Here is a 19,101-nt window from a genome sequence, read left to right as displayed (position 1 = left end):
CCTGGAAACCCCGCCGTCCCCACGGCGGGGTTTTTGGCGTCCGCTTCACAAACCGGCGTTTCCGTGGCCCTATGTGAACAATGACAAGATAAGGGAGGCGACGATGGCCGACGGCGGCTTCGACAAGCTGGACAGCGTGCGCGCACAGGTCTGGGCGACCCCCCTTGCCGAGCTCAACCCCGGCGATCCGGGCCGTTTCCGGGACGATACCTTCTGGCCGGTGTTCGAGCGCCTGCGCCAGGAAGACCCGGTCCACTACACGCCCGACAGCGAGTGGGGCGCCTACTGGTCGATCACCAGGTTCGACGACATCGTCGCGGTCGACACCAACCACCAGGCCTTCAGTTCCGATGCCTTCAAGGGCGGCATCTCGATCCGCGATCCCAAGCCCGACTTCGTGCTGCCCATGTTCATCGCCATGGACCCGCCCAAGCATGACGTGCAGCGAAAGACCGTCAGTCCGGTGGTCAGTCCGGCCAGTCTGATGCTGCTGGAGCCGGTGATCCGGGAACGTGCGGGAAAGTTGCTCGACGACCTGCCGATCGGCGAGGAATTCGACTGGGTTGACCGGATCAGCATCGAGCTGACCACCCAGATGCTGGCCACCCTGTTCGACTTCCCCTGGGAAGACCGGCGCAAGCTGACCCGCTGGTCGGACGTCGCCACCGCCCTGCCCGGAAACGGCATCGTCGAGAGCGAGGAGATGCGGCGCGCCGAACTGCGCGAGTGCCTCGACTATTTCACGCGGCTCTGGAACGAGCGCGTCAACGCCCCGCCGCACAACGACCTGATCTCGATGCTGGCCCACGGCGAAAGCACGAAAAACATGGAGCCCATGGAGTACCTGGGCAACCTCATCCTGCTGATCGTCGGCGGCAATGACACGACCCGCAACTCGATCAGTGGCGGCCTGCTGGCGCTGAACCAAAACCCGGCTGAGTACGAGAAGCTGCGGGCCAACCCGGCCCTGATCCCGTCTATGGTCTCGGAGATCATCCGCTGGCAGACGCCGCTGGCCCATATGCGGCGGACCTGCACCCAGGACACGGTGGTCGGCGGCAAGACCATCAAGGCCGGCGACAAGGTGGTCATGTGGTACGTCTCGGGCAACCGCGACGAGACGGTGATCGACAATCCCAACGCCTTCCTCATCGACCGTGAGCGGCCGCGGCATCACCTGTCGTTCGGCTTCGGCATCCATCGCTGCGTCGGTAACCGGCTGGCGGAAATGCAGCTGCGCATCGTCTGGGAGGAGGTGCTGAAGCGCTTCCCGAGGGTCGATGTCGTCGGCGAGCCGACCCGCGTCTATTCCAGCTTCGTGAAGGGCTACGACACCCTTCCCGTCGTCATTCCCGCCCGCGCCTGAGGAGACCCGCCATGGCCGATGGAAACTTCGACAAGCGGGCCGCTGACAGGGCCGCGGCCGAGGCCACGCCCCTGGCCGACCTGAACCCGGGCCTGCCTGACCGCTTCGCCGCCGACAGCTTCTGGCCCGTGTTCGAGCGCCTGCGCCGCGAGGACCCGGTGCACTACACCGCCGAGAGCGAGTGGGGCCCCTACTGGTCGGTGACGAAGTTCGAGGACATCGTCACGGTCGACACCAACCACCAGGCCTTCTCGAGCGACGCGCATCTGGGCGGCATCACCCTGGCCGACTTCAATCCCGATTTCATGTTGCCGATGTTCATCGCCATGGATCAGCCCAAGCACGATGTGCAGCGCAAGACCGTGTCGCCGGCGGTCAGCCCCTCGCGGCTGATGGAGCTGGAGCCGGTGATCCGGGAGCGGGCCGGGCGGCTGCTCGACGAGCTGCCCATCGGCGAGGAATTCGATTGGGTCGACAAGATCAGCATCGAACTGACCACCCAGATGCTGGCCACCCTGTTCGACTTCCCCTGGGAGGATCGCCGCAAGCTGACCCGCTGGTCGGACGTGGCCACCGCCATCCCGGGCCAGGGCATCGTCGAGACCGAGGAGGAGGGGCAGCTCGAACTGCTCGGCTGCCTCGAATACTTCACCCGGCTGTGGAACGAGCGGATCAACGCCCCGCCCAAGCCCGACCTGATCTCCATGCTCTGTCACGGCGAGAGCACGAAAAACATGGAGCCGATGGAGTATCTGGGGAACATCATCCTGCTGATCGTCGGCGGCAATGACACGACGCGGAACTCGATCAGCGGCGGCCTTCTGGCGCTCAATCAGAACCCGGCCGAGTACGACAAGCTGCGGGCCAACCCGGCCCTGATCCCCAACATGGTCTCCGAGATCATCCGCTGGCAGACGCCGCTGGCCCATATGCGCCGGACCTGCCTCGAGGACACCGAGGTCGGCGGCAAGCTGATCAAGAAGGGCGAGAAGGTGGTCATGTGGTACGTCTCGGGCAACCGCGACGACAGCGTCATCACCGACGCCGACCGCTTCCTGATCGACCGCGATCGGGCCCGTCATCATCTGTCGTTCGGCTTCGGGATCCACCGGTGCCTGGGCAACCGGCTGGCCGAGATGCAGCTGCGCATCGTCTGGGAAGAGATCCTCAAACGCTTCCCGCGCATCGATGTGGTCGGCGAGCCCAAGCGGGTCTTTTCGAGCTTTGTGAAGGGCTACGAGACCCTGCCGGTGGTCATTCCGGCCCGGCTTTAGAATTCGCCGCGCAGCCGGTTGTGGATGGCGGTGGCGGCGATGGCCGCCTCGCCCTCGGCGGTGCTGATCTGATTGAGGCCGCGCACCAGGTCGCCGGCGGCGAACAGGCCGGGGACGCTGGTCTGCTGATGATCGTCGACGATCAGGCGGTTCTGGTCGTCGAGTCTGGCGCCGGCCTGCACCGCCAGCTCCGAGCGGGCGACACAGCCCAGAGCCGCGTAGAGGGCGTCGAAGCGGACGGTCTGGTCGGGCCCGAAGCAGAGGGCGGTCAGGCTGTCGTTCTCCAGCACCACGCTCTTGCAGGGCGTCTCGATGAGGGTGACTCCGGCCTTCGCCAGCTTTGCCCGCGAGGCGGCTGACAGCGCCGCCTCCGGGCCGACGTGGATCAGGCTGACCTGGTCCGTCCAGTTGAGCAGGAACAGCGCTTCCCGGGCGCCCAGGTCGCCGTCGCCGATGACCCCGACGGTCTGGCCCGAGACCTCATAGCCATCGCAGATCGGACAGATGCGGATCAGCGCCCGACGAACCGCCTCTTCGACGCCGGGCAGCGGCGGGTCGTTGTCCTTCACTCCACAGGCCAGCAACACATTGGCGGCCCGCAGCACCTGGCCATCGACGGTCACCTCGAAGCCGCCGTCGACGGCCCTCACCGCGTCGACGGTCCCTTCGCGGAAATCGGGGCCGTAGCGTTCGGCCTGGGCGCGGATGCGGGCCAGCAGGTCGGTCCCCTTGATGCCGTCGGGCCAGCCGGGATGGTTGTGGGTGATCGGAATCCAGGCGGCGCGGCTGTCACCCGCGTCGATCACGGCGATGCGCCGCTTGAAGCGTCCAAGATAGATGGCGGCGGTCAGTCCGGCAGGACCGGCGCCGACGATCAGGGCGTCGAGGTCAGGCGTGGGGGCGGTCATCGCGCCAGCAACGCGCGAAACCGCCTCCGGGGTTCAGCCGGAACTCAAGCCCCCCAGAATCCCACCATCTTCTTGACCTCGGCCACCGTCGGGGCGGCGGCTTCACGGGCCTTGGCGGCGCCCGCGGCGAGGATGCGGTCGATCTCGGCCGGGTCGGCCAGGTAGCGGCGCATGGCCTCGCTCACCGGACCCAACGAGGCGACGGCGAGGTCGGCCAGCGCCGGCTTGAAGGCCCCGAAGCCCTGGCCGCCGAAGTCGGCAAGCACCGCCTCCTTGGTCGTCCCCGACAGGGCCGCATAGATGCCGACCAGGTTGTCGGCCTCGGGGCGGTCCTTCAACTCCTCGACCGTTGCCGGCAGGGGGTTGGGGTCGGACTTGGCCTTGCGGACCTTGGCGGCGATGGCGTCGGCGTCGTCGGTCAGGTTGATGCGCGACAGGTCGGACGGGTCCGACTTGCTCATCTTGGCCAGGCCATCCCGCAGGCTCATGATCCGCGCGCCGGGCCCCTGGATCAGGGGCTCGGGCAGGGGGAAGTAGCCGGGCGCGCTGAAGTCGTGGTTGAACTTCTGGGCGATGTTGCGGGCCAGTTCGAGGTGCTGCTTCTGATCCTCGCCGACCGGCACATGGGTCGACTTGTAGATCAGGATGTCGGCCGCCTGGAGCACCGGATAGGTGTAGAGGCCGACGCTCGAGCGCTCCTTGTGCTTGCCGCTCTTCTCCTTGAACTGGGTCATCTTGTCGAGCCAGCCGAGGCGGGCGACGCAGTTGAACACCCAGGCCAGTTCGGCGTGTTCGGGCACCGCCGACTGCGGGAAGATGGTGGCCTTGGCCGGGTCGAGGCCGGCGGCCAGGTAGGCGGCGGCGATCTCGCGGGTCTGGGCGGCCAGCAGCGCCGGTTCCTGCCAGACGGTGATGGCGTGCAGGTCGGCGACGAAGATGAAGGTGTCGATCTCGTGCTGCAGCCGGGCGAACTTCACCAGGGCGCCGAGGTAGTTGCCCAGATGCAGGGCGCCGGACGGCTGGACGCCGGACAGCACGCGTTGGGGGCCGGCGTATTGGGCAGGAGCTTGGTCGGTCATGTCTGTACTCGAAGGATCAGGTCGGTCGGCGCGCGGGATCGCATCCCGCACGGGGCTCTAAAGGGCGATCAGGCGCGGCGCCATCGTTGAGTGAAGAGCATGACCATGCCCACGCCAATATTCGACGCTCGGCGTCGGGGCAAGGCCCGTCAGGCCGGGCGACGGCGTCGGACGATGCTCTTGATCTCGGCCACGGTCATGCCGCCGGTCAGCACCACCAGCACCGGATAGACCGGGATGATGGCGATGCAGACGGCCAGCACGGCCAGTTCCTTGGCCCCGAGCTTGAGGATGCCGAGGCTTTCGAACACCCCCTGGATCTGCGGGCGGAACCAGGCGGCGACGCCGAGCATGGCGGTCAAAACGGCGGCGGCGACCAGCACCCGAAGGAGGCGGCTGATCGAGGCCGGGGACAGCTCCCACTCGCCGCGCGATTTCAGGGCCCAGTACATCTGGGCGACGTTGATCCAGCTGGCCGCCGAGGTGGCGATGGCGATGCCGGCAAAGCCGATGGTGAAGAACAGGATGGCGCCCAGAACGATGTTGATCCCCACCGAGATCAGGGCGAAGCGCATCGGGCTTCTGGTATCCTCGCGGGCGAAGAAGATCGGGTTCATCACCCGGCCCAGCACGAAGGCCGGCACGCCCCAGCCGTAGTGGAACAGGGCCTGGGCGGTCATCTTCGCATCGAAGGTGGTGAAGGCTCCCCGGGTGAACAGGGCGTCGATCATGAAGTAGGGCATGGCCAGCAGGGCGGCGGCGGCCGGCAGGCACATGGCCAGCGCGAACAGCACGGCCTGGTCGGTGGTCTCCTGGGCGTCCTTCTTGTCGCCGGCCTGCAGGGCCTGGCTGAGCCGGGGCAGGAGGGCGATGCCGATCGCCACCCCGACCATGCCCAGCGGCAGCTGGTAGAGGCGGTCGGCGTTGGCCAGCCAGGTGCGGGGGCCGTCCCCGGGGGCCAGGGAGACCAGGCTGCCGGAGACGAAAATATTGATCTGGGTGACGCTGGCGGCGATGGCGGCCGGGATGGCCTGTTTGATCAGCCGCTTGATCTCCGGCGTCAGGCGCGGAAGGCGCGGCTTGATCCGGCCGCCGCTGTTCCAGCAGCCCCACCACAGCAGGCCCGCCTGCAGGACGCCGGCGATGACCACCCCGAAGCTTGCCGCATAGGCCGCCTGTTCCGGCGACTTGGCCGGCAGCACGGCGGCCAGCATCACCGCGTTCAGGACGATGGGCGCGGCGCCCGAGAGGATGAAGCGGTTGCGGGCGTTGAGGGCCCCGGAGAACAGGGCCGCGATCGCCATGCAGCTGAGGTAGGGCATGGTGATCTGGGTCAGGATGATGGTGACCTTCCACTTCAGCTCGTCGTCCCGGTAGCCGTAGTTGATCAGGTACATCAGCCACGGCATCGCCAGCTGGGCGAGGATCACCAGGCCGAGGGTCATGGCGGCCAGGGTGGCCAGCGCGTCGCTGGCCATGTCGTCGGCCCGCTCGCCGCCCTCGCCGGCCAGGGTCTTGCTGTAGGCCGGCACGAAGGCCGAGCTGAAGGCCCCCTCGGCGAACACCCGGCGGAACAGATTGGGGAAGGACAGGGCGGTGTTGTAGGCGTCGGCCCAGGGTCCGGTGCTGGCCCCCAGCTGGGCGTTGATCACCACATCGCGGGCCAGACCCATGAAACGGCTGATCAGGGTCAGGCCGGAGAAGACGATGGAGTTCTTGATGATGCCGGGTTTCCTGGCCGGCGGGACCACGGGTTGCCCTTCGGGCGCGGGGGAAGGCTGGCTGTCGTCCGTCACAATCGGCTTCTGCGCCCGGGGGTGAAGAGGGTCAAGTCAGGGTCTGGTGGTGATTTGAAGCAGGCGGGATTTTAGCGCGCCACGCTGGCCCGGGCCCGTTGCAGCCTCGGCTTGGCCTTGCCGGCCGCGCCGGTTTCCTCGGCCTCCAGCACGGCCATCAGGTCTTCCTTCAGGGAGGCCTGTTTGCGCGGGTCGATGACCTTATGGCCGGCGGCGGTCTGGACGTAGAAGGCGTCGACGGCGCGCTCGCCGTAGCTGTCGATGTGGGCCGAGATGATGCTCAGCCCCTGTTCGGAGATGGCTCGCGCCAGATGGTGCAGCAGGCCCGGGCGGTCGCGCCCGGAGGCCTCGACGACGGTGGCCTCGGTCGAGGCGTCGTTGTCGAACATGACGGTGGGCACGATGGAGAAGGCCGCCGTGCGACCAAGGTCATTGCGGCGGCTTTCGGCCGGCAGGCCCTCGCCCCGGCCGGCGGCCTCCAGTGCATCGGCGAGACGCCGCAGGGCGCGGGGGTTGTCGGCGCCGTAGGGTGCGCCCGAGGCGTCCTGCACCTGAAAGACGTCGAGCGCCTGGCCGGACTGCGAGGTGAAGACCCTGGCTCCCAGGACGTTGCCGCCCAGACCCGAGAGGGCGGCGGCGAGGTCGGCGAACAGACCCCGGCGGTCCTTGGCGGCGACGACCAGTTCGGCGGTGTTGCGGTCGGTGCGGATGCGGGCTCCGGCGGCCGAGCCGCCCTGCTGCTGGGCGCGCTGGACGAGGGCGGCGTGTTCGGCCACCTCTGCGGTGGTGAAGGCGCTAAAGTAGGCATCCTCCATGGTCGCGGCCCAGTCGCTGGTGTCGGGGTGGGCGGCGGCCAGGGCGGCGCGGGCGTCGCGGGCGGTGGCTTCCAGGTGGCGCTGGGCGGCGGCGGCGGGATCGCCCGAGCGGCCGCCCCGGAAGATGGCCTCGGCCCCGGCATAGAGTTCGCGCAGCAGCTGGCCCTTCCAGCCGTTCCAGACGCCGGGTCCGACGGCGCGGATGTCGGCCACGGTCAGCACCAGCAGCAGGCGCATGCGCTCGGGGTTTTCGACGATGCGGGCGAAGGCGGCGATGGTGGCCGGGTCGGCGACGTCTCGCTTCTGGGCGAAATCGCTCATCACCAGGTGATGCTCGACCAGCCAGGCGACCAGTTCGATCTTGCCCCGCTCGACGCCCAGCCGCTCGCAGGCCTGACGGGCCGAGCGCGCCCCGGCCTTCTCCTGGCCCCCGACCCCGCCCTTGCCGGTGTCGTGCAGCAGCATGGCCAGGAACAGGGCCTCGCGGTCGTCGATCAGCGGCATGATGGAGGTGGCCAGTGGGTGGTCCTCCTCCAGCCGGCCGTGCTCGATGTCGTTGATGATGCCGATGGCCCGCAGGGTGTGCTCATCCACCGTATACGAGTGGTACATGTTGAACTGCATCTGGGCGACGATCCGGCCGAACTCCGGCAGGAAGCGGCCCAGCACCCCGGCCTCGTTCATCAGCGTCAGGGTCCGGTAGGGCTTCTTGCCCCGCGCCAGGATGTCGAGGAAGGCTTCCACCGCATCGGGATCACGTCGCAGCTTTGAGCCGATCAGCGGCAGTGAGCGGGTGGCGGCGGTGAAGGCGTCCGGATGCAGGTCGAGGTTCAGGACGTCGGCGATGCGGAACATCCGGATCATGTCCACCGGATCGCGGGCGAAGACGTTCGGGCTGTCGATGTTGAGGCGGCCGTTTTCCTCATGGAAGCCCGGGTAGTCGAGCTCGCGGCGCTTGATCTTGCCGCGGCCGGGCAGGAAGCGGGAAAGACCCTTGGGCTCCTGCTTGAGGTGCTCGGCCTCCAGCTTGGCCGAGAAGGCGCGGGTCAGGGCGCCGACCTCGCGGGCGACCAGGAAGTAGTGGCGCATGAAGCGCTCGACGGCCGGATTGTCGGCCCGGTCGCCATAGCCCATGCGCCGGGCCAGCTCCGGCTGCACATCGAAGGTCAGCCGTTCCTCGGGCCGCCCGGTGGTGAAGTGCAGATGGGCCCGCACCGCATGCAGGAAGTCGAAGGCGCGGGTGAAGGCGCGGACTTCCCTGGGGTGGAAGTGGGGCAGGCGGAAGATGTCGGTCGGCCGGTCCACGGGGTAGAGGTACTCGGCGATCCACATCAGGGTGTGCAGGTCTCGCAGGCCGCCCTTGCCCTCCTTGACGTTGGGCTCGACCATGTAGCGGCTGGCGCCGGCCCGGGCGTGGCGCTCGTCGCGCTCCTTCAGCTTGGCGGCGACGAATTCGGGGCCGGTGCCGCGCATCACCTCGTTCAGGAACCGCTTGCGCAGGTCGGCGGCCAGCTGCTCGTCGCCGCTCAGCTTGCGGGCTTCGAGCAGGGAGGTGCGGATGGTGAAGTCTTCCTTCGACAGCTTGATGCAGTCGTCGATGGTGCGGCTGGAGTGGCCGACCTTGAAGCCCAGATCCCACAGGGCATAGAGCATGTACTCAATGACGCTCTCGGCGTGGGCCGTCTGTTTCCAGGGCCGCAGGAAGAGAAGATCGATGTCGCTGAACGGGCTGAGCACGGCCCGACCGTAGCCGCCGACCGCCAGCAGGCAGAGCCGCTCGCCCTCGGTCGGGTTGCGGGCCCGGAACACATGGACGGTGGTGAAATCGTAGAGGGCGGTGATCACCTCGTCGGTGACGCCGCACAGGAGCCGGGCGGTCTCGACCCCGCCGGCCCCGTTCTCCAGCCGCTCCTTGGCGATCATCCGGCCGCGGAACAGCGCCTGTTTTAGAATCTCGAGCGCACGCTTTCGCTGTTCGACCTCGTCGCCGGCCGCATCGAGGGCGGCGGCGGACAGCCGGGCGCGCAGGGCCTCGCCGTCGACGACGTGTTCGAGGCGGGTGGGTTTGAGGCGCGGCGGCATGGGTTCTATGTGCGCTGTGGAACGGCGGTGTGCAATCGGCCAAGCCTAACTCTCCCCCCACTTCGCGGGGGAGAGTTAGGAAAGGCTGCCTCAGATCAGGCCCCTCAGCCTATAGAGCGCCTCCAGCGCCTCGCGCGGGCTCATGCCATCCGGGTCGAGGGCCTTGAGCGCCTCCTCGGCGGGACTGGGGCCCCACTTTTGCACCGGGGTCGGCGCTGCCATCTCGAACAGGGGCAGACCTTCGAGGCGGGCCGGGCTGTGGCTGTCGGCTTCCAGCCGTTCCAGCACCTCGCGGGCGCGGACCACGACGGCGGGCGGCACGCCGGCCAGCTTGGCGACCTGGACGCCGTAGCTGCGGTCGGCGGGGCCGGGGCCGCATTCGTGCAGGAAGACCAGGTCGCCGTTCCACTCCTTGGCCCGCAAGGACAGGTTGGAGACGTGGGCCATGCGGTCCTCGAGGGTCGCCAGCTCGTGGTAGTGGGTGGCGAACAGGGCGCGGGACCGGTTGGTGTCGTGCAGAGCCTCGGCGCAGGCCCAGGCGATGGCCAGGCCGTCCCAGGTGGCGGTGCCCCGGCCGATCTCGTCGAGGATGACGAAGCTGCGTGGCGTGGCCTGGGTGAGGATGGCGGCGGTCTCGACCATCTCGGCCATGAAGGTCGAGCGGCCGCGCGCCAGGTCGTCGCCGGCCCCGACGCGGCTGAACAGCCGGTCTACGACGCCGAGGGTCAGGGCCTGGGCGGGGACGTAGGAGCCCGACTGGGCGAGCACGGCCAGCAGGGCGTTCTGGCGCAGGAAGGTCGACTTACCGGCCATGTTGGGGCCGGTGACGATGCTGAGGCGCGCGCCCGTCTCGCCGCTGCCATCGAGGCAGCAGTCGTTGGGCGTGTAGGGATCGCCCTGCCGTTTCACCGCCGCTTCGACCACCGGGTGGCGGGCGGCCCTGGCGTCGAAGCACAGGGACTTGTCGACCACCGGGCGGCAGGCGCCGGCGTCCTCTGCCCATTCCGCCAGGGCCGAGGCGACGTCGAGGGCGGCCAGACCTTGCGCGGCGGCGCGCAGGGCTTCGGCCAGGGCCACGGCCTGGTCGCGCCAGGCCTCGAAGGTCTGGACCTCGATGGCCAGGGCACGCTCGCCGGCCTGGGCGATGCGGGCGTCCAGGTCCGCCAGCTCGACGGTGGTGAACCGCACCTGGTTGGCCAGGGTCTGGCGGTGGATGAAGGTGGCGTTGTGCGGCGGCTGGAACAGCGGGTCGGCCTTGCCCGCCGTCGTCTCCACGAAATAGCCGAGCACGGCGTTGTGGCGGATTTTCAGGGGAACGCCGCTGTCGGTGGCCAGGCGCGTTTCCAGCCCGGCGATCACCCGGCGGCTGTCGTCGCGCAGGGAGCGGGCCTGATCGAGCTCTGGGCGGATGCCCTCGGCAACGAAGCCGCCGTCCCGGGCCTGGGCCGGCAGGTCGGGACCAAGGCCGGCTTCCAGCGTCGCCAGCAGGCCGGACAGGTCGATGGAGTTGCTGGGCGAGATGGCGACCAGGGCAGCCTCGATCTCGGCGGGCGGGCCGCCAAGGGCGTCGCCGGACGACAGGGCGGCCAGGGTCTCGCCGACATTGAGACCATCGCGCAGGACGCCGAGGTCACGCGGGCCGCCGCGGCCCAGGGCCAGGCGCGAGAGGGCGCGGGCCATGTCGCCGGCCCGGCGCAGCTGGTCGCGGACATCCTCCCGCAGCTGGCGTCGTTCGAGGAACCACTGCACGGCGTCGAGCCGGGCCTCGATGCGGGCCGGGTCGAGCAGGGGCCGGGCCAGCCGCTCGGCCAGCAGGCGTGAGCCGGGGGCGGTGATGGTGCGGTCGATGGCGCCGAGCAGGGAGCCTTCGCGCTGGCCGCCGGTGGTTTTTTCTATTTCCAGGCTGGTGCGGGTGGCCGGGTCGATGGCCATGACATCGGCCTCGCCCGCGCGGCGCGGCGGGGAGAGGGCCGGCAGGCGGCCCGCCTGCGTCACTTCCAGGTGGGCAGCGATCAGGCCGAGCGCCGAGATTTCCGCGCCGGCCAGGCCGCCGAAGCCGTCGAGGGTCTCGACCCCGTAGAGCCGCTTGACCCGCGCCTCGCTGGCCGAGGGCTCGGCCAGGGCCTGGGCCATGGGTTGGACCAGACCGCCTGCCATCTTCAGGGCGGCGGAGATGTGTTCGTCGGCGAACAGGCGGTCGGGGACGAGGATTTCGGAGGGGCTGAGGGCGGCCAGGGCGGCGGCGAGCCCCGAGGGCGCCAGCAGCAGGCTTTCGACAGCCCCGGTGGAAAGCTCGACGCTGGCCACGGCCGCCTGGCCGGCGCGCAGGGCCACGGCGGCGAGGCGGTTGGCCCCCCGGCTGTCGAGCAGGCTGTCCTCGGTCAGGGTGCCGGGGGTGATGATCCGCACGACGTCGCGGCGGACGATGGCCTTGGAGCCGCGTTTGCGGGCCTCCGCGGGGTCTTCCATCTGCTCACAGACGGCGACCTTGAAGCCGGTGCGGATCAGCTTGGCCAGATAGGCTTCGGCCGCGTGGACCGGCACCCCGGCCATGGGAATGGGTTGGCCGTTGTGGTTGCCCCGGAAGGTCTGGCTGATGCCGAGGGCTGCGGCGGCCTTGATCGCGTCGTCGAAGAACAACTCGTAGAAGTCGCCCATGCGGAAGAAGACCAGGGCGTCGGGCTGACGGGCCTTGGCTTCGAAATACTGCGCCATGACGGGCGTGGCGCCGGTGGCATCCGGCGGGGTAACGGGGGCGTTCATCAGGGGGAACCTAGCGGGGCGGACGCGCCGGGGACAGGGGCGAACTTCGCCTTTACTTCGCGTCGAGGAACCGCAGGGAGCTTTGCAGGCGTTCGGCGTTCGCCGACAGCGCGCCGCCCGGGTCGGCGAGGTACTGCACCACATAGAGGCGACCCCGGTAGGCGAAGAGCCCCTCCACCATCTGATAGCCATCCGGGCTCTCGGACACCCGCTCCAGGCCCGCGACGCCGTCCCGGGTGACCGCCTTCGTGGAGATCATCCGATAGCCGTCCGGAAGCGCCGCGGCGACGAAGGCCAGGCGCTCCGGCGTCAGCGGCCCGTTCGACTCGAAGATCTCGACGGAGATGCTGAAGTCGTCGCCTTCGACCAGGTAGATATTGGGCTCGGTGGTGTCGGGAAGGGCCGGCAGGTCCAGCGCGATGCCGGCGGGCTCGAGGGTGGTGCGCAGCCAGATCAGCTTGTCGGCGCGCAGGGCTCCGGCCTCCGCCGGGCCGGGGAAGGCCGGCGGTTGGGGTTGAGCCAGGGCGTCGGCCGGGGCGAGCATAAGGGCCAGGACGGTGAGCAGGATGGACAGGCGCATGGGTCGGGCCCTCTCCGACCAAAAGGCGCCGACGGGATCAGCCTATCGGTGGGACGAAGCAGACGCTAGTCGGCGGCCGGCTCCAGGAAACGGACCGAGTCGACCACGCGGGTGGCCCAGGCCGGGTTCTTGTCATTGGCCGGGACCGTGAAGATGAACTGGTAGAAGAGGCCGCCGCTCAGGACCATGACGTCGCGAATGAGTTCGCCTTCGCTCTCGACCAGGATCTCGACGCCTTCCTGGCCCTGTACGGTCACCGGCCGCCGCGAGATCAGCCGGTACTCGTCGCCGGTCACTGACTTGATGATGATGTCGTAGACGGCGGCCGGATCGTCGCTTGGAAAGTTGTCGCCGAGGGTCATGGCCATCACCAGCACGACCTCCGGGTCGCCGTTGACCTGGAAGCGGTAGGATGTCCGCCCGCTCTCCTTGGGAGCCTCGCTGCGTTCCGGCTCGCCGGGCAGCTCGACCTGCAGGCGGACGTTGTCCAGACGATAGGTCTTCCAGTCGGCGGCCAGTGCCGGCGAGGCGATGGCCAGCAGACCGGCGGCGATGAGACTGAGCAGAAAACGCATGACATTCCCCCTTGCAGGTCGTCCAGCCTAGCCTGCGGTCACGGCCGGCGAAAGCGCGGGAGGATCAGTCCGCCACCGGGGCCATGGTCCCCGGCGCGGTCGGGGCCGCCACGGGCAGCAGGCGGAAGCTGTCGATGAAGCGGTCGGTCCCCTCCAGCGGGGTGTCGATGAAGCCGACGGCCATGACCTGGAAGAACTTGTCGCCCTGGACGACCAGGCGGATGCGCATGGCGATGCCCTTGTCCTTGAGCTGCAGGGTGAGATCCCGGGCCGGGGCGCCGTCGATGGTCAGGTCGGCTTTTGCGACCACCTCGCCCTTGCTGGACTCGAGGATGGCGGCCGAGCCGTTCTCGATGGCCTGTCTGGCGTCGCCCTCGACGCCGCTGGTCGAGACGACCATGAACTTGCCGGTGGTGCCGGCCTCGAGGGCGGCGATGTCGATCTCTGCCCCGGCCGGGGTGGTTTCCTGGCTGACGCTGGGCACGCCGGGAAATTCGACGCGGTAGCCGTACTTGACGTCCTTGTGGGTGCGCCAGGCGCGTTGGGCGTAAGCCGGTTCGGCGATGGCCGTCGCCATGACGCCGCCGCCGGTCAGGATGGCCAGCGACAACAGCAGCGGACGAAGGGATGAAACGGCGCGTAGCATGGACGGCTCCGGACACTTGAGGGCGCAGGAGCCCGTCCGGCCGCGCCATTCACTAACAAGGGAAGGGTATCTAGACCCTTTTGACGCCCCGGTCAGTCCTGAATGGCTCAGCCACCCGTGACGTTCGACCAGAAGCGCTTAGCCTTGCCCACGAAGTTGGCGGATTTGGGGTGCTGGGCTTCCGCCGTCAGGTCGGCGAACTCGCGCATCAATTCCTTCTGGCGCGCGGAAAGCTGGGTCGGAGTCTCGATGTACAGCTCGACCACCAGGTCGCCGCGTTCGCGCGAGCGAAGGCTCGGCATGCCCCGGCCCTTGAGGCGCACTGTCTTGCCGGTCTGGACCCCTTCGGGGACCTTGACCGTCATCTTGCACTGGCCGTCGCACTTTTCGCCGCCGGTCAGGCAGGGAGCCTCGATGTCGCCGCCGAGCACGGCCGTCGCCATCGGCACCGGCACGGTGCAAAGCAAATCCAGGCCATCGCGCTCGAACAGCTCGTGCGGGCTTACCGACAGGAAGATGTAGAGGTCGCCGCGCGGACCGCCGCGCTGGCCGGCGTCGCCTTCGCCGGCGAGACGGATGCGGGCGCCGTCGTCGACGCCGGCCGGGATGCGGACCGAGAGGACGCGTTCTTTCCGCACCTGACCCGCGCCATGGCAGGACTTGCACGGGTCCATGATCATCTTGCCCGAGCCGCCGCAGCGGGGGCAGGCGCGCTCGATCGAGAAGAAGCCTTGCGTGGCGCGCACGCGGCCGGCGCCGCCGCAACTGCCGCAGACGGTCGGGCTGGTGCCCGGCTTGGCGCCCGAGCCCTCGCAGGTCTCGCAGGTGATCGAGGAGGGAACCTTGATCTCCTTTTCAACGCCGGCGTAGGCGTCTTCCAGGCTGATCTCGAGGTCATAGCGCAGGTCGGCGCCGCGGGCCGGTCCGTTGGAGCGCTGACGGCCACGGCCGCCGAACATCTCGCCAAAGGCGTCGCCGAACACTTCGCTGAAGATGTCGTTGACGTCGTGGAAGCCCTGGCCGCCACCGCCGCCCATGCCGTTGACGCCGGCGTGGCCGAAACGGTCGTAGGCGGCGCGCTTCTGGGCGTCGGAAAGGACCGAATAGGCCTCGTTGATTTCCTTGAAGCGGGCGGAGGCGTCCTCGCAACCGCCATTGCGGTCGGGATGGTGCTCCATGGCCATCTTGCGGAAGGCTGACTTCAGCGCCGCGTCGTCGACGCCACGGGTCACGCCAAGGATGTCGTAGTAGTCGCGCATGGCGGCTTAAGCTATCCGAGCGTCAATGTTTGGAGATGGGAAGTATCCCGTCCCGCTTCAAGCCCATTCTCCTTGTGGGAGACGGCGATGCGGGACGGGACTTCTGCGTGCGTTCGCGAAGGCGGCGGCGACGCTCCCCGGATCGGGTTGTGCCGCACTTGGTCCGCCTGCGCGATGGGGCGCATTGTCACGCCGACTTCTTGTCGTCGTCGACTTCCTCGAACTCGGCGTCGACGACGCTTTCGTCCTGGGCTTCTTCGGCGGTGTTGGCGCCTTCAGCGGTTTCGCCCTGCTGGGCCTTGTACATGGCCTCGCCGAGCTTCATCGACGCCTGGATCAGCGTCTGGGTCTTGGCGGCGATGTCTTCGGCGTCGTCGCCATCGACCACGGCCTTGAGGTCGGCCAGGGCCGTCTCGATGGCCGTCTTGTCTTCCGCGCCGACCTTGTCGCCGTGTTCGGCCAGGGCCTTCTCGGTCGAGTGGATCACCGCGTCAGCCTGGTTCTTGGCTTCGACGGCTGCCTTGCGCTTCTCGTCCTCGGCCTTGTTCGACTCCGCTTCCTGGACCATTTTTTCGATGTCGGCGTCCGAAAGGCCGCCGTTCGCCTGGATGCGGATAGCCTGTTCCTTGTTGGTCGCCTTGTCCTTGGCGGTGACGTGAACGATGCCGTTGGCGTCGATGTCGAAGGTGACCTCGATCTGCGGCACGCCGCGCGGCGCCGGCGGGATGCCCGCCAGGTCGAACTGGCCGAGGATCTTGTTGTCGTTGGCCATCGGGCGCTCGCCCTGGAAGACCCGGATCGTCACGGCCGACTGGTTGTCGTCGGCGGTCGAGAAGGTCTGGCTCTTCTTGGTCGGGATGGTGGTGTTGCGTTCGATCAGCGGGGTGAACACGCCACCCAGCGTCTCGATGCCCAGCGTCAGCGGGGTGACGTCGAGCAGCAGCACGTCCTTGACGTCGCCTTGCAGAACGCCGGCCTGGACGGCGGCGCCGAGGGCGACGACCTCGTCCGGGTTGACGCCCTTGTGGGGCTCACGGCCGAAGAATTCCTTCACCGCCTCGATGACCTTGGGCATGCGGGTCATGCCGCCGACCAGGACCACTTCGTCGATGTCGGTCTTCTTCAAGCCGGCGTCCTTCAGGGCCTGTTCGCAGGGGGCGATGGTCTTGGCCACCAGGTCCTCGACCAGGGCTTCCAGCTTGGCGCGGGTCAGCTTGATGTTGAGGTGCAGCGGGCCCGACGCGTTCATGCTGATGAAGGGCAGGTTCACCTCGTACTGGGTGACGCTGGACAGTTCCTTCTTGGCCTTTTCGGCCTCTTCCTTCAGGCGCTGCAGGGCCAGCTTGTCCTTGCGGAGATCCGTGCTGGTTTCCTTCTTGAACTCGTCGGCCAGGTAGTCGACGACGCGCATGTCGAAGTCTTCACCGCCCAGGAAGGTGTCGCCGTTGGTCGACTTCACCTCGAAGACGCCGTCGCCGATCTCCAGGATCGAAACGTCGAAGGTGCCGCCGCCGAGGTCGTAGACGGCGATCTTCTTGCCGTCATTCTTTTCCAGGCCGTAGGCCAGGGCGGCCGCGGTCGGCTCGTTGATGATGCGCAGGACTTCCAGGCCGGCGATCTTGCCGGCGTCCTTGGTCGCCTGACGCTGGGCGTCGTTGAAGTAGGCGGGAACCGTGATGACGGCCTTGGTGACGGTCTCACCCAGGTGCTGCTCGGCCGCTTCCTTCATCTTCTGCAGGGTGAAGGCGCTGATCTGCTGGGGCGAGTAGTCCTTGCCGTGCGAACGGACATAGGCCGCGCCGCCGGGGCCGGCGACGATCTCGTAGGGGACCATGTCCTTGTCTTTGGCCACGACCGGGTCGTTGTACTGGCGGCCGATCAGACGCTTGATGGCGAAGAAGGTGTTGGTCGGGTTGGTCACCGCCTGGCGCTTGGCCGGCTGACCGACGATGCGCTCGCCGTCTTCCTGGATGCCGACCACCGAGGGGGTGGTGCGCGAGCCTTCGGCGTTCTCGATGACCTTGGGGGTCTTGCCGTCCATGATGGCGACGCACGAGTTGGTGGTGCCGAGGTCAATGCCGATGATCTTGCTCATCTTGCGGTCTTTCGCTCCTCTTTGGCGGACGAAACCCGTGGGCCTGGAATTCCAGCGCCCGAACGACTTCCTGTTCCGTCCCCTCTAGACAAAATAGCCTTGCGGCCGGTTGAGATCGGATCGCAAGTTTCCGTTTGCGGAAACTCACGCTTCGAGTCGCCATATGGGGAGCACACAGTCTCCCGCAAGGGCAAAACCCCATTTGCCGTGGGGCTTTGCCCGGCCCCGCGATAGAAGTCCAGCCATGACGGTTCCCGCAGGATTTCAACTGCTTCCGGCGGCGCTGGACAGCGCGGCGCAGAAGGCCCTGTCGCAGGCGGTTCTGGACCTGCTCGAAGGGGTCCCGGCTGCCCACTATGTGACCCCCGGCGGCAAGGCGATGAGCGTGGCGATGAGCAATCTGGGGTCCCTGGGCTGGGTCTCCGACGCGGCCGGTTATCGCTATCAGGCCAGCCATCCCGGGACGGGCAAACCCTGGCCGCCGATCCCGCAAGTCCTGCTCGATCTCTGGGCCCGCCATGCCGACCCCGACATTCCGCCGGACGCCTGTCTGGTCAACCTCTACCGCGGGACGGCGAAAATGGGCCTGCATCAGGATCGTGACGAGGCGGACTTCCGCTTTCCTGTGCTGTCCGTATCGCTGGGCGACACCGCCGTCTTCCGCATCGGCGGGACGACGCGCGGCGGCAGGACCGCGTCGGTGCGGCTGGCGTCCGGCGATGTCTGCGTCCTGGGCGGCGAGGCGCGGCTGGCCTTCCACGGGGTGGACCGGATCATCCCGGGCAGCTCCAGCCTGATCCCTGGCGGCGGGCGATTGAACCTGACTCTGCGGCGCGCGGCGCCCGCCCCTTGAATCCCTTTGCCCCGCGACATTCTGGCGCGTTACGGTAGGGGATAAGTACAAGGCTGGGAGGCCCCAATGCAGATCCTCACCCGTCCCGAGGGCACTGAACCGGGCGATCTGAACGTTTCGCGACGCCTGCTGGGCGGGCTGTTCTTCGCCGGCTACGCGGCCGCTGCCGTCTCGGCCGACGCCGCCCCGATCACCACCGACGAGAACGGTCTGAAGACCGGGGTCGAGATGATCCCCAGTTTCGACCGGGCCATCCCGGCCTATGTCGCACGCCCCGACAAGCGCGGCCGCTTCCCGGCGGTGCTGGTGGTGTCGGAGGTGTTCGGCGTCCACGAGTACATCCGCGACACCTGCCGTCGGCTGGCCAAGCTGGGCTATGTGGCCATCGCCCCGGACTTCTTCGTCCGACACGGCGACCCGGCGCCGCTCACCGACTTCGGTCAGATCCGCAAGATTGTCGGCGACACCACCGATCAGGAAACGCAAGGCGATGTGAACGCCACGGTCGCCTGGCTGAACAGCCAGCGGTTCGTCGATCCCGAGCGCAAGGCGATCACCGGCTTCTGCTGGGGCGGGGCCGTGGTCTGGCTGGCCTGTGCCCGGACGCGGGACTTCAAATGCGGTGTGGCCTGGTACGGGCGGCTGGGCCGGCCGGCCCCGGGCCAGTTCCTCGGCGAGCCGGAACGCGAATGGCCGCTGGAAAAGATCGGGGTGCTGAAGTGCCCGGTGCTGGGGCTCTACGCCGGCAAGGACCAGGGCATTCCGCAGAAGGATGTCGACGCGGCCAGGGACATTCTGGTGCGGACCAAGAAGGTCGGCGCCGACATCATCGTCTATCCGAATGCCCAGCACGGCTTCCACGCCGACTACCGGGCGACCTATGACGAGGCCTCGGCGCGCGACGGCTGGACCCGAATGCTGGCTTACTTCGCGCAGTATGGGGTAGCGGGGCGGCGGTAGGCGCTGACGTCCCTGGTTGTCCGGGGACATGTTCGGTTTTCCTGGAAAAC

The 19,101-nt window shown here is 68.2% G+C and carries 14 protein-coding genes; 4 read left to right on the top strand and 10 right to left on the bottom strand.

The features are described from left to right. Positions 1-103 precede the first annotated feature (103 nt). The gene (locus AC2YG9_RS08050; protein ID WP_487297435.1) at positions 104-1,366 is read left to right on the top strand and encodes a cytochrome P450; all 1,263 of its coding nucleotides are present in this window, start codon (positions 104-106) and stop codon (positions 1,364-1,366) included. Between the two features lie 11 nt (positions 1,367-1,377). Then, positions 1,378-2,640 (top strand): cytochrome P450, encoded by a 1,263-nt coding sequence (locus AC2YG9_RS08045; RefSeq protein WP_487297434.1) that lies wholly within the window; start codon positions 1,378-1,380, stop codon positions 2,638-2,640. Here AC2YG9_RS08045 and AC2YG9_RS08040 read toward each other — a convergent pair. The 10 genes from AC2YG9_RS08040 to dnaK all read right to left on the bottom strand — a co-directional run bounded on the left by AC2YG9_RS08040 (position 2,637) and on the right by dnaK (position 17,238). Beyond that, positions 2,637-3,548 (bottom strand): NAD(P)/FAD-dependent oxidoreductase, encoded by a 912-nt coding sequence (locus AC2YG9_RS08040; RefSeq protein ID WP_487297433.1) that lies wholly within the window; start codon positions 3,546-3,548, stop codon positions 2,637-2,639. The two genes, AC2YG9_RS08045 and AC2YG9_RS08040, sit on opposite strands and share 4 nt — an antisense overlap. A gap of 44 nt (positions 3,549-3,592) precedes the next feature. Next, positions 3,593-4,627 (bottom strand): tryptophan--tRNA ligase, encoded by a 1,035-nt coding sequence (gene trpS, locus AC2YG9_RS08035; protein ID WP_487297432.1) that lies wholly within the window; start codon positions 4,625-4,627, stop codon positions 3,593-3,595. A 149-nt stretch (positions 4,628-4,776) separates the two neighbouring features. Continuing rightward, the gene (gene murJ, locus AC2YG9_RS08030; protein WP_487297431.1) at positions 4,777-6,423 is read right to left on the bottom strand and encodes a murein biosynthesis integral membrane protein MurJ; all 1,647 of its coding nucleotides are present in this window, start codon (positions 6,421-6,423) and stop codon (positions 4,777-4,779) included. 71 nt (positions 6,424-6,494) lie between these two features. Beyond that, positions 6,495-9,320: a [protein-PII] uridylyltransferase gene (locus AC2YG9_RS08025; protein WP_487297430.1), complete on the bottom strand. Its 2,826-nt coding sequence runs from the start codon at positions 9,318-9,320 to the stop codon at positions 6,495-6,497. A 90-nt stretch (positions 9,321-9,410) separates the two neighbouring features. Continuing rightward, on the bottom strand, positions 9,411-12,083 hold the full coding sequence (mutS, locus tag AC2YG9_RS08020; RefSeq protein WP_487297429.1) for a DNA mismatch repair protein MutS: 2,673 nt from the start codon (positions 12,081-12,083) through the stop codon (positions 9,411-9,413). Positions 12,084-12,135: 52 nt separating this feature from the next. Continuing rightward, a complete protein-coding gene (locus AC2YG9_RS08015; protein ID WP_487297428.1) occupies positions 12,136-12,663 on the bottom strand; it encodes a hypothetical protein in 528 nt (175 codons plus the stop codon). A gap of 65 nt (positions 12,664-12,728) precedes the next feature. Then, positions 12,729-13,238, bottom strand: a complete 510-nt coding sequence (locus AC2YG9_RS08010; protein ID WP_487297427.1) for a hypothetical protein — start codon at positions 13,236-13,238, stop codon at positions 12,729-12,731. Between the two features lie 64 nt (positions 13,239-13,302). Beyond that, the gene (locus tag AC2YG9_RS08005; RefSeq protein ID WP_487297426.1) at positions 13,303-13,884 is read right to left on the bottom strand and encodes a hypothetical protein; all 582 of its coding nucleotides are present in this window, start codon (positions 13,882-13,884) and stop codon (positions 13,303-13,305) included. A gap of 107 nt (positions 13,885-13,991) precedes the next feature. After that, entirely contained in the window at positions 13,992-15,143 is a 1,152-nt protein-coding gene (gene dnaJ / locus AC2YG9_RS08000; RefSeq protein ID WP_487297425.1) for a molecular chaperone DnaJ, read from the bottom strand. A 187-nt stretch (positions 15,144-15,330) separates the two neighbouring features. Continuing rightward, a complete protein-coding gene (dnaK, locus tag AC2YG9_RS07995) occupies positions 15,331-17,238 on the bottom strand; it encodes a molecular chaperone DnaK (RefSeq protein WP_487297424.1) in 1,908 nt (635 codons plus the stop codon). A gap of 244 nt (positions 17,239-17,482) precedes the next feature. Between dnaK and AC2YG9_RS07990 the strand changes: the two genes are divergently transcribed. Further along, complete coding sequence (locus tag AC2YG9_RS07990) at positions 17,483-18,091, top strand: alpha-ketoglutarate-dependent dioxygenase AlkB (protein WP_487297423.1); 609 nt, start codon at positions 17,483-17,485, stop codon at positions 18,089-18,091. A gap of 66 nt (positions 18,092-18,157) precedes the next feature. Continuing rightward, on the top strand, positions 18,158-19,051 hold the full coding sequence (locus tag AC2YG9_RS07985; RefSeq protein ID WP_487297422.1) for a dienelactone hydrolase family protein: 894 nt from the start codon (positions 18,158-18,160) through the stop codon (positions 19,049-19,051). The last annotated feature ends 50 nt before the right edge of the window (positions 19,052-19,101 follow it).

The organism is Caulobacter sp. SRI_014 (genome assembly GCF_057586315.1).
The sequence above is the reverse complement of the archived record's forward strand: the minus strand, read 5'-3'. Positions and strand labels throughout refer to the sequence as shown.

Excerpts from the sequence above, each read along its gene's own strand:
- AC2YG9_RS08050 (WP_487297435.1), top strand. The coding sequence starts at position 104 with ATGGCCGACGGCGGCTTCGACAAGCTGGACAGCGTGCGCGCACAGGTC.
- AC2YG9_RS08010 (WP_487297427.1), bottom strand. The coding sequence starts at position 13,238 with ATGCGTTTTCTGCTCAGTCTCATCGCCGCCGGTCTGCTGGCCATCGCC.
- AC2YG9_RS08015 (WP_487297428.1), bottom strand. The coding sequence starts at position 12,663 with ATGCGCCTGTCCATCCTGCTCACCGTCCTGGCCCTTATGCTCGCCCCG.
- AC2YG9_RS07985 (WP_487297422.1), top strand. The coding sequence starts at position 18,158 with ATGCAGATCCTCACCCGTCCCGAGGGCACTGAACCGGGCGATCTGAAC.
- dnaJ (WP_487297425.1), bottom strand. The coding sequence starts at position 15,143 with ATGCGCGACTACTACGACATCCTTGGCGTGACCCGTGGCGTCGACGAC.
- trpS (WP_487297432.1), bottom strand. The coding sequence starts at position 4,627 with ATGACCGACCAAGCTCCTGCCCAATACGCCGGCCCCCAACGCGTGCTG.
- dnaK (WP_487297424.1), bottom strand. The coding sequence starts at position 17,238 with ATGAGCAAGATCATCGGCATTGACCTCGGCACCACCAACTCGTGCGTC.
- AC2YG9_RS08025 (WP_487297430.1), bottom strand. The coding sequence starts at position 9,320 with ATGCCGCCGCGCCTCAAACCCACCCGCCTCGAACACGTCGTCGACGGC.
- AC2YG9_RS08040 (WP_487297433.1), bottom strand. The coding sequence starts at position 3,548 with ATGACCGCCCCCACGCCTGACCTCGACGCCCTGATCGTCGGCGCCGGT.
- AC2YG9_RS08005 (WP_487297426.1), bottom strand. The coding sequence starts at position 13,884 with ATGCTACGCGCCGTTTCATCCCTTCGTCCGCTGCTGTTGTCGCTGGCC.
- AC2YG9_RS08045 (WP_487297434.1), top strand. The coding sequence starts at position 1,378 with ATGGCCGATGGAAACTTCGACAAGCGGGCCGCTGACAGGGCCGCGGCC.
- AC2YG9_RS07990 (WP_487297423.1), top strand. The coding sequence starts at position 17,483 with ATGACGGTTCCCGCAGGATTTCAACTGCTTCCGGCGGCGCTGGACAGC.
- mutS (WP_487297429.1), bottom strand. The coding sequence starts at position 12,083 with ATGAACGCCCCCGTTACCCCGCCGGATGCCACCGGCGCCACGCCCGTC.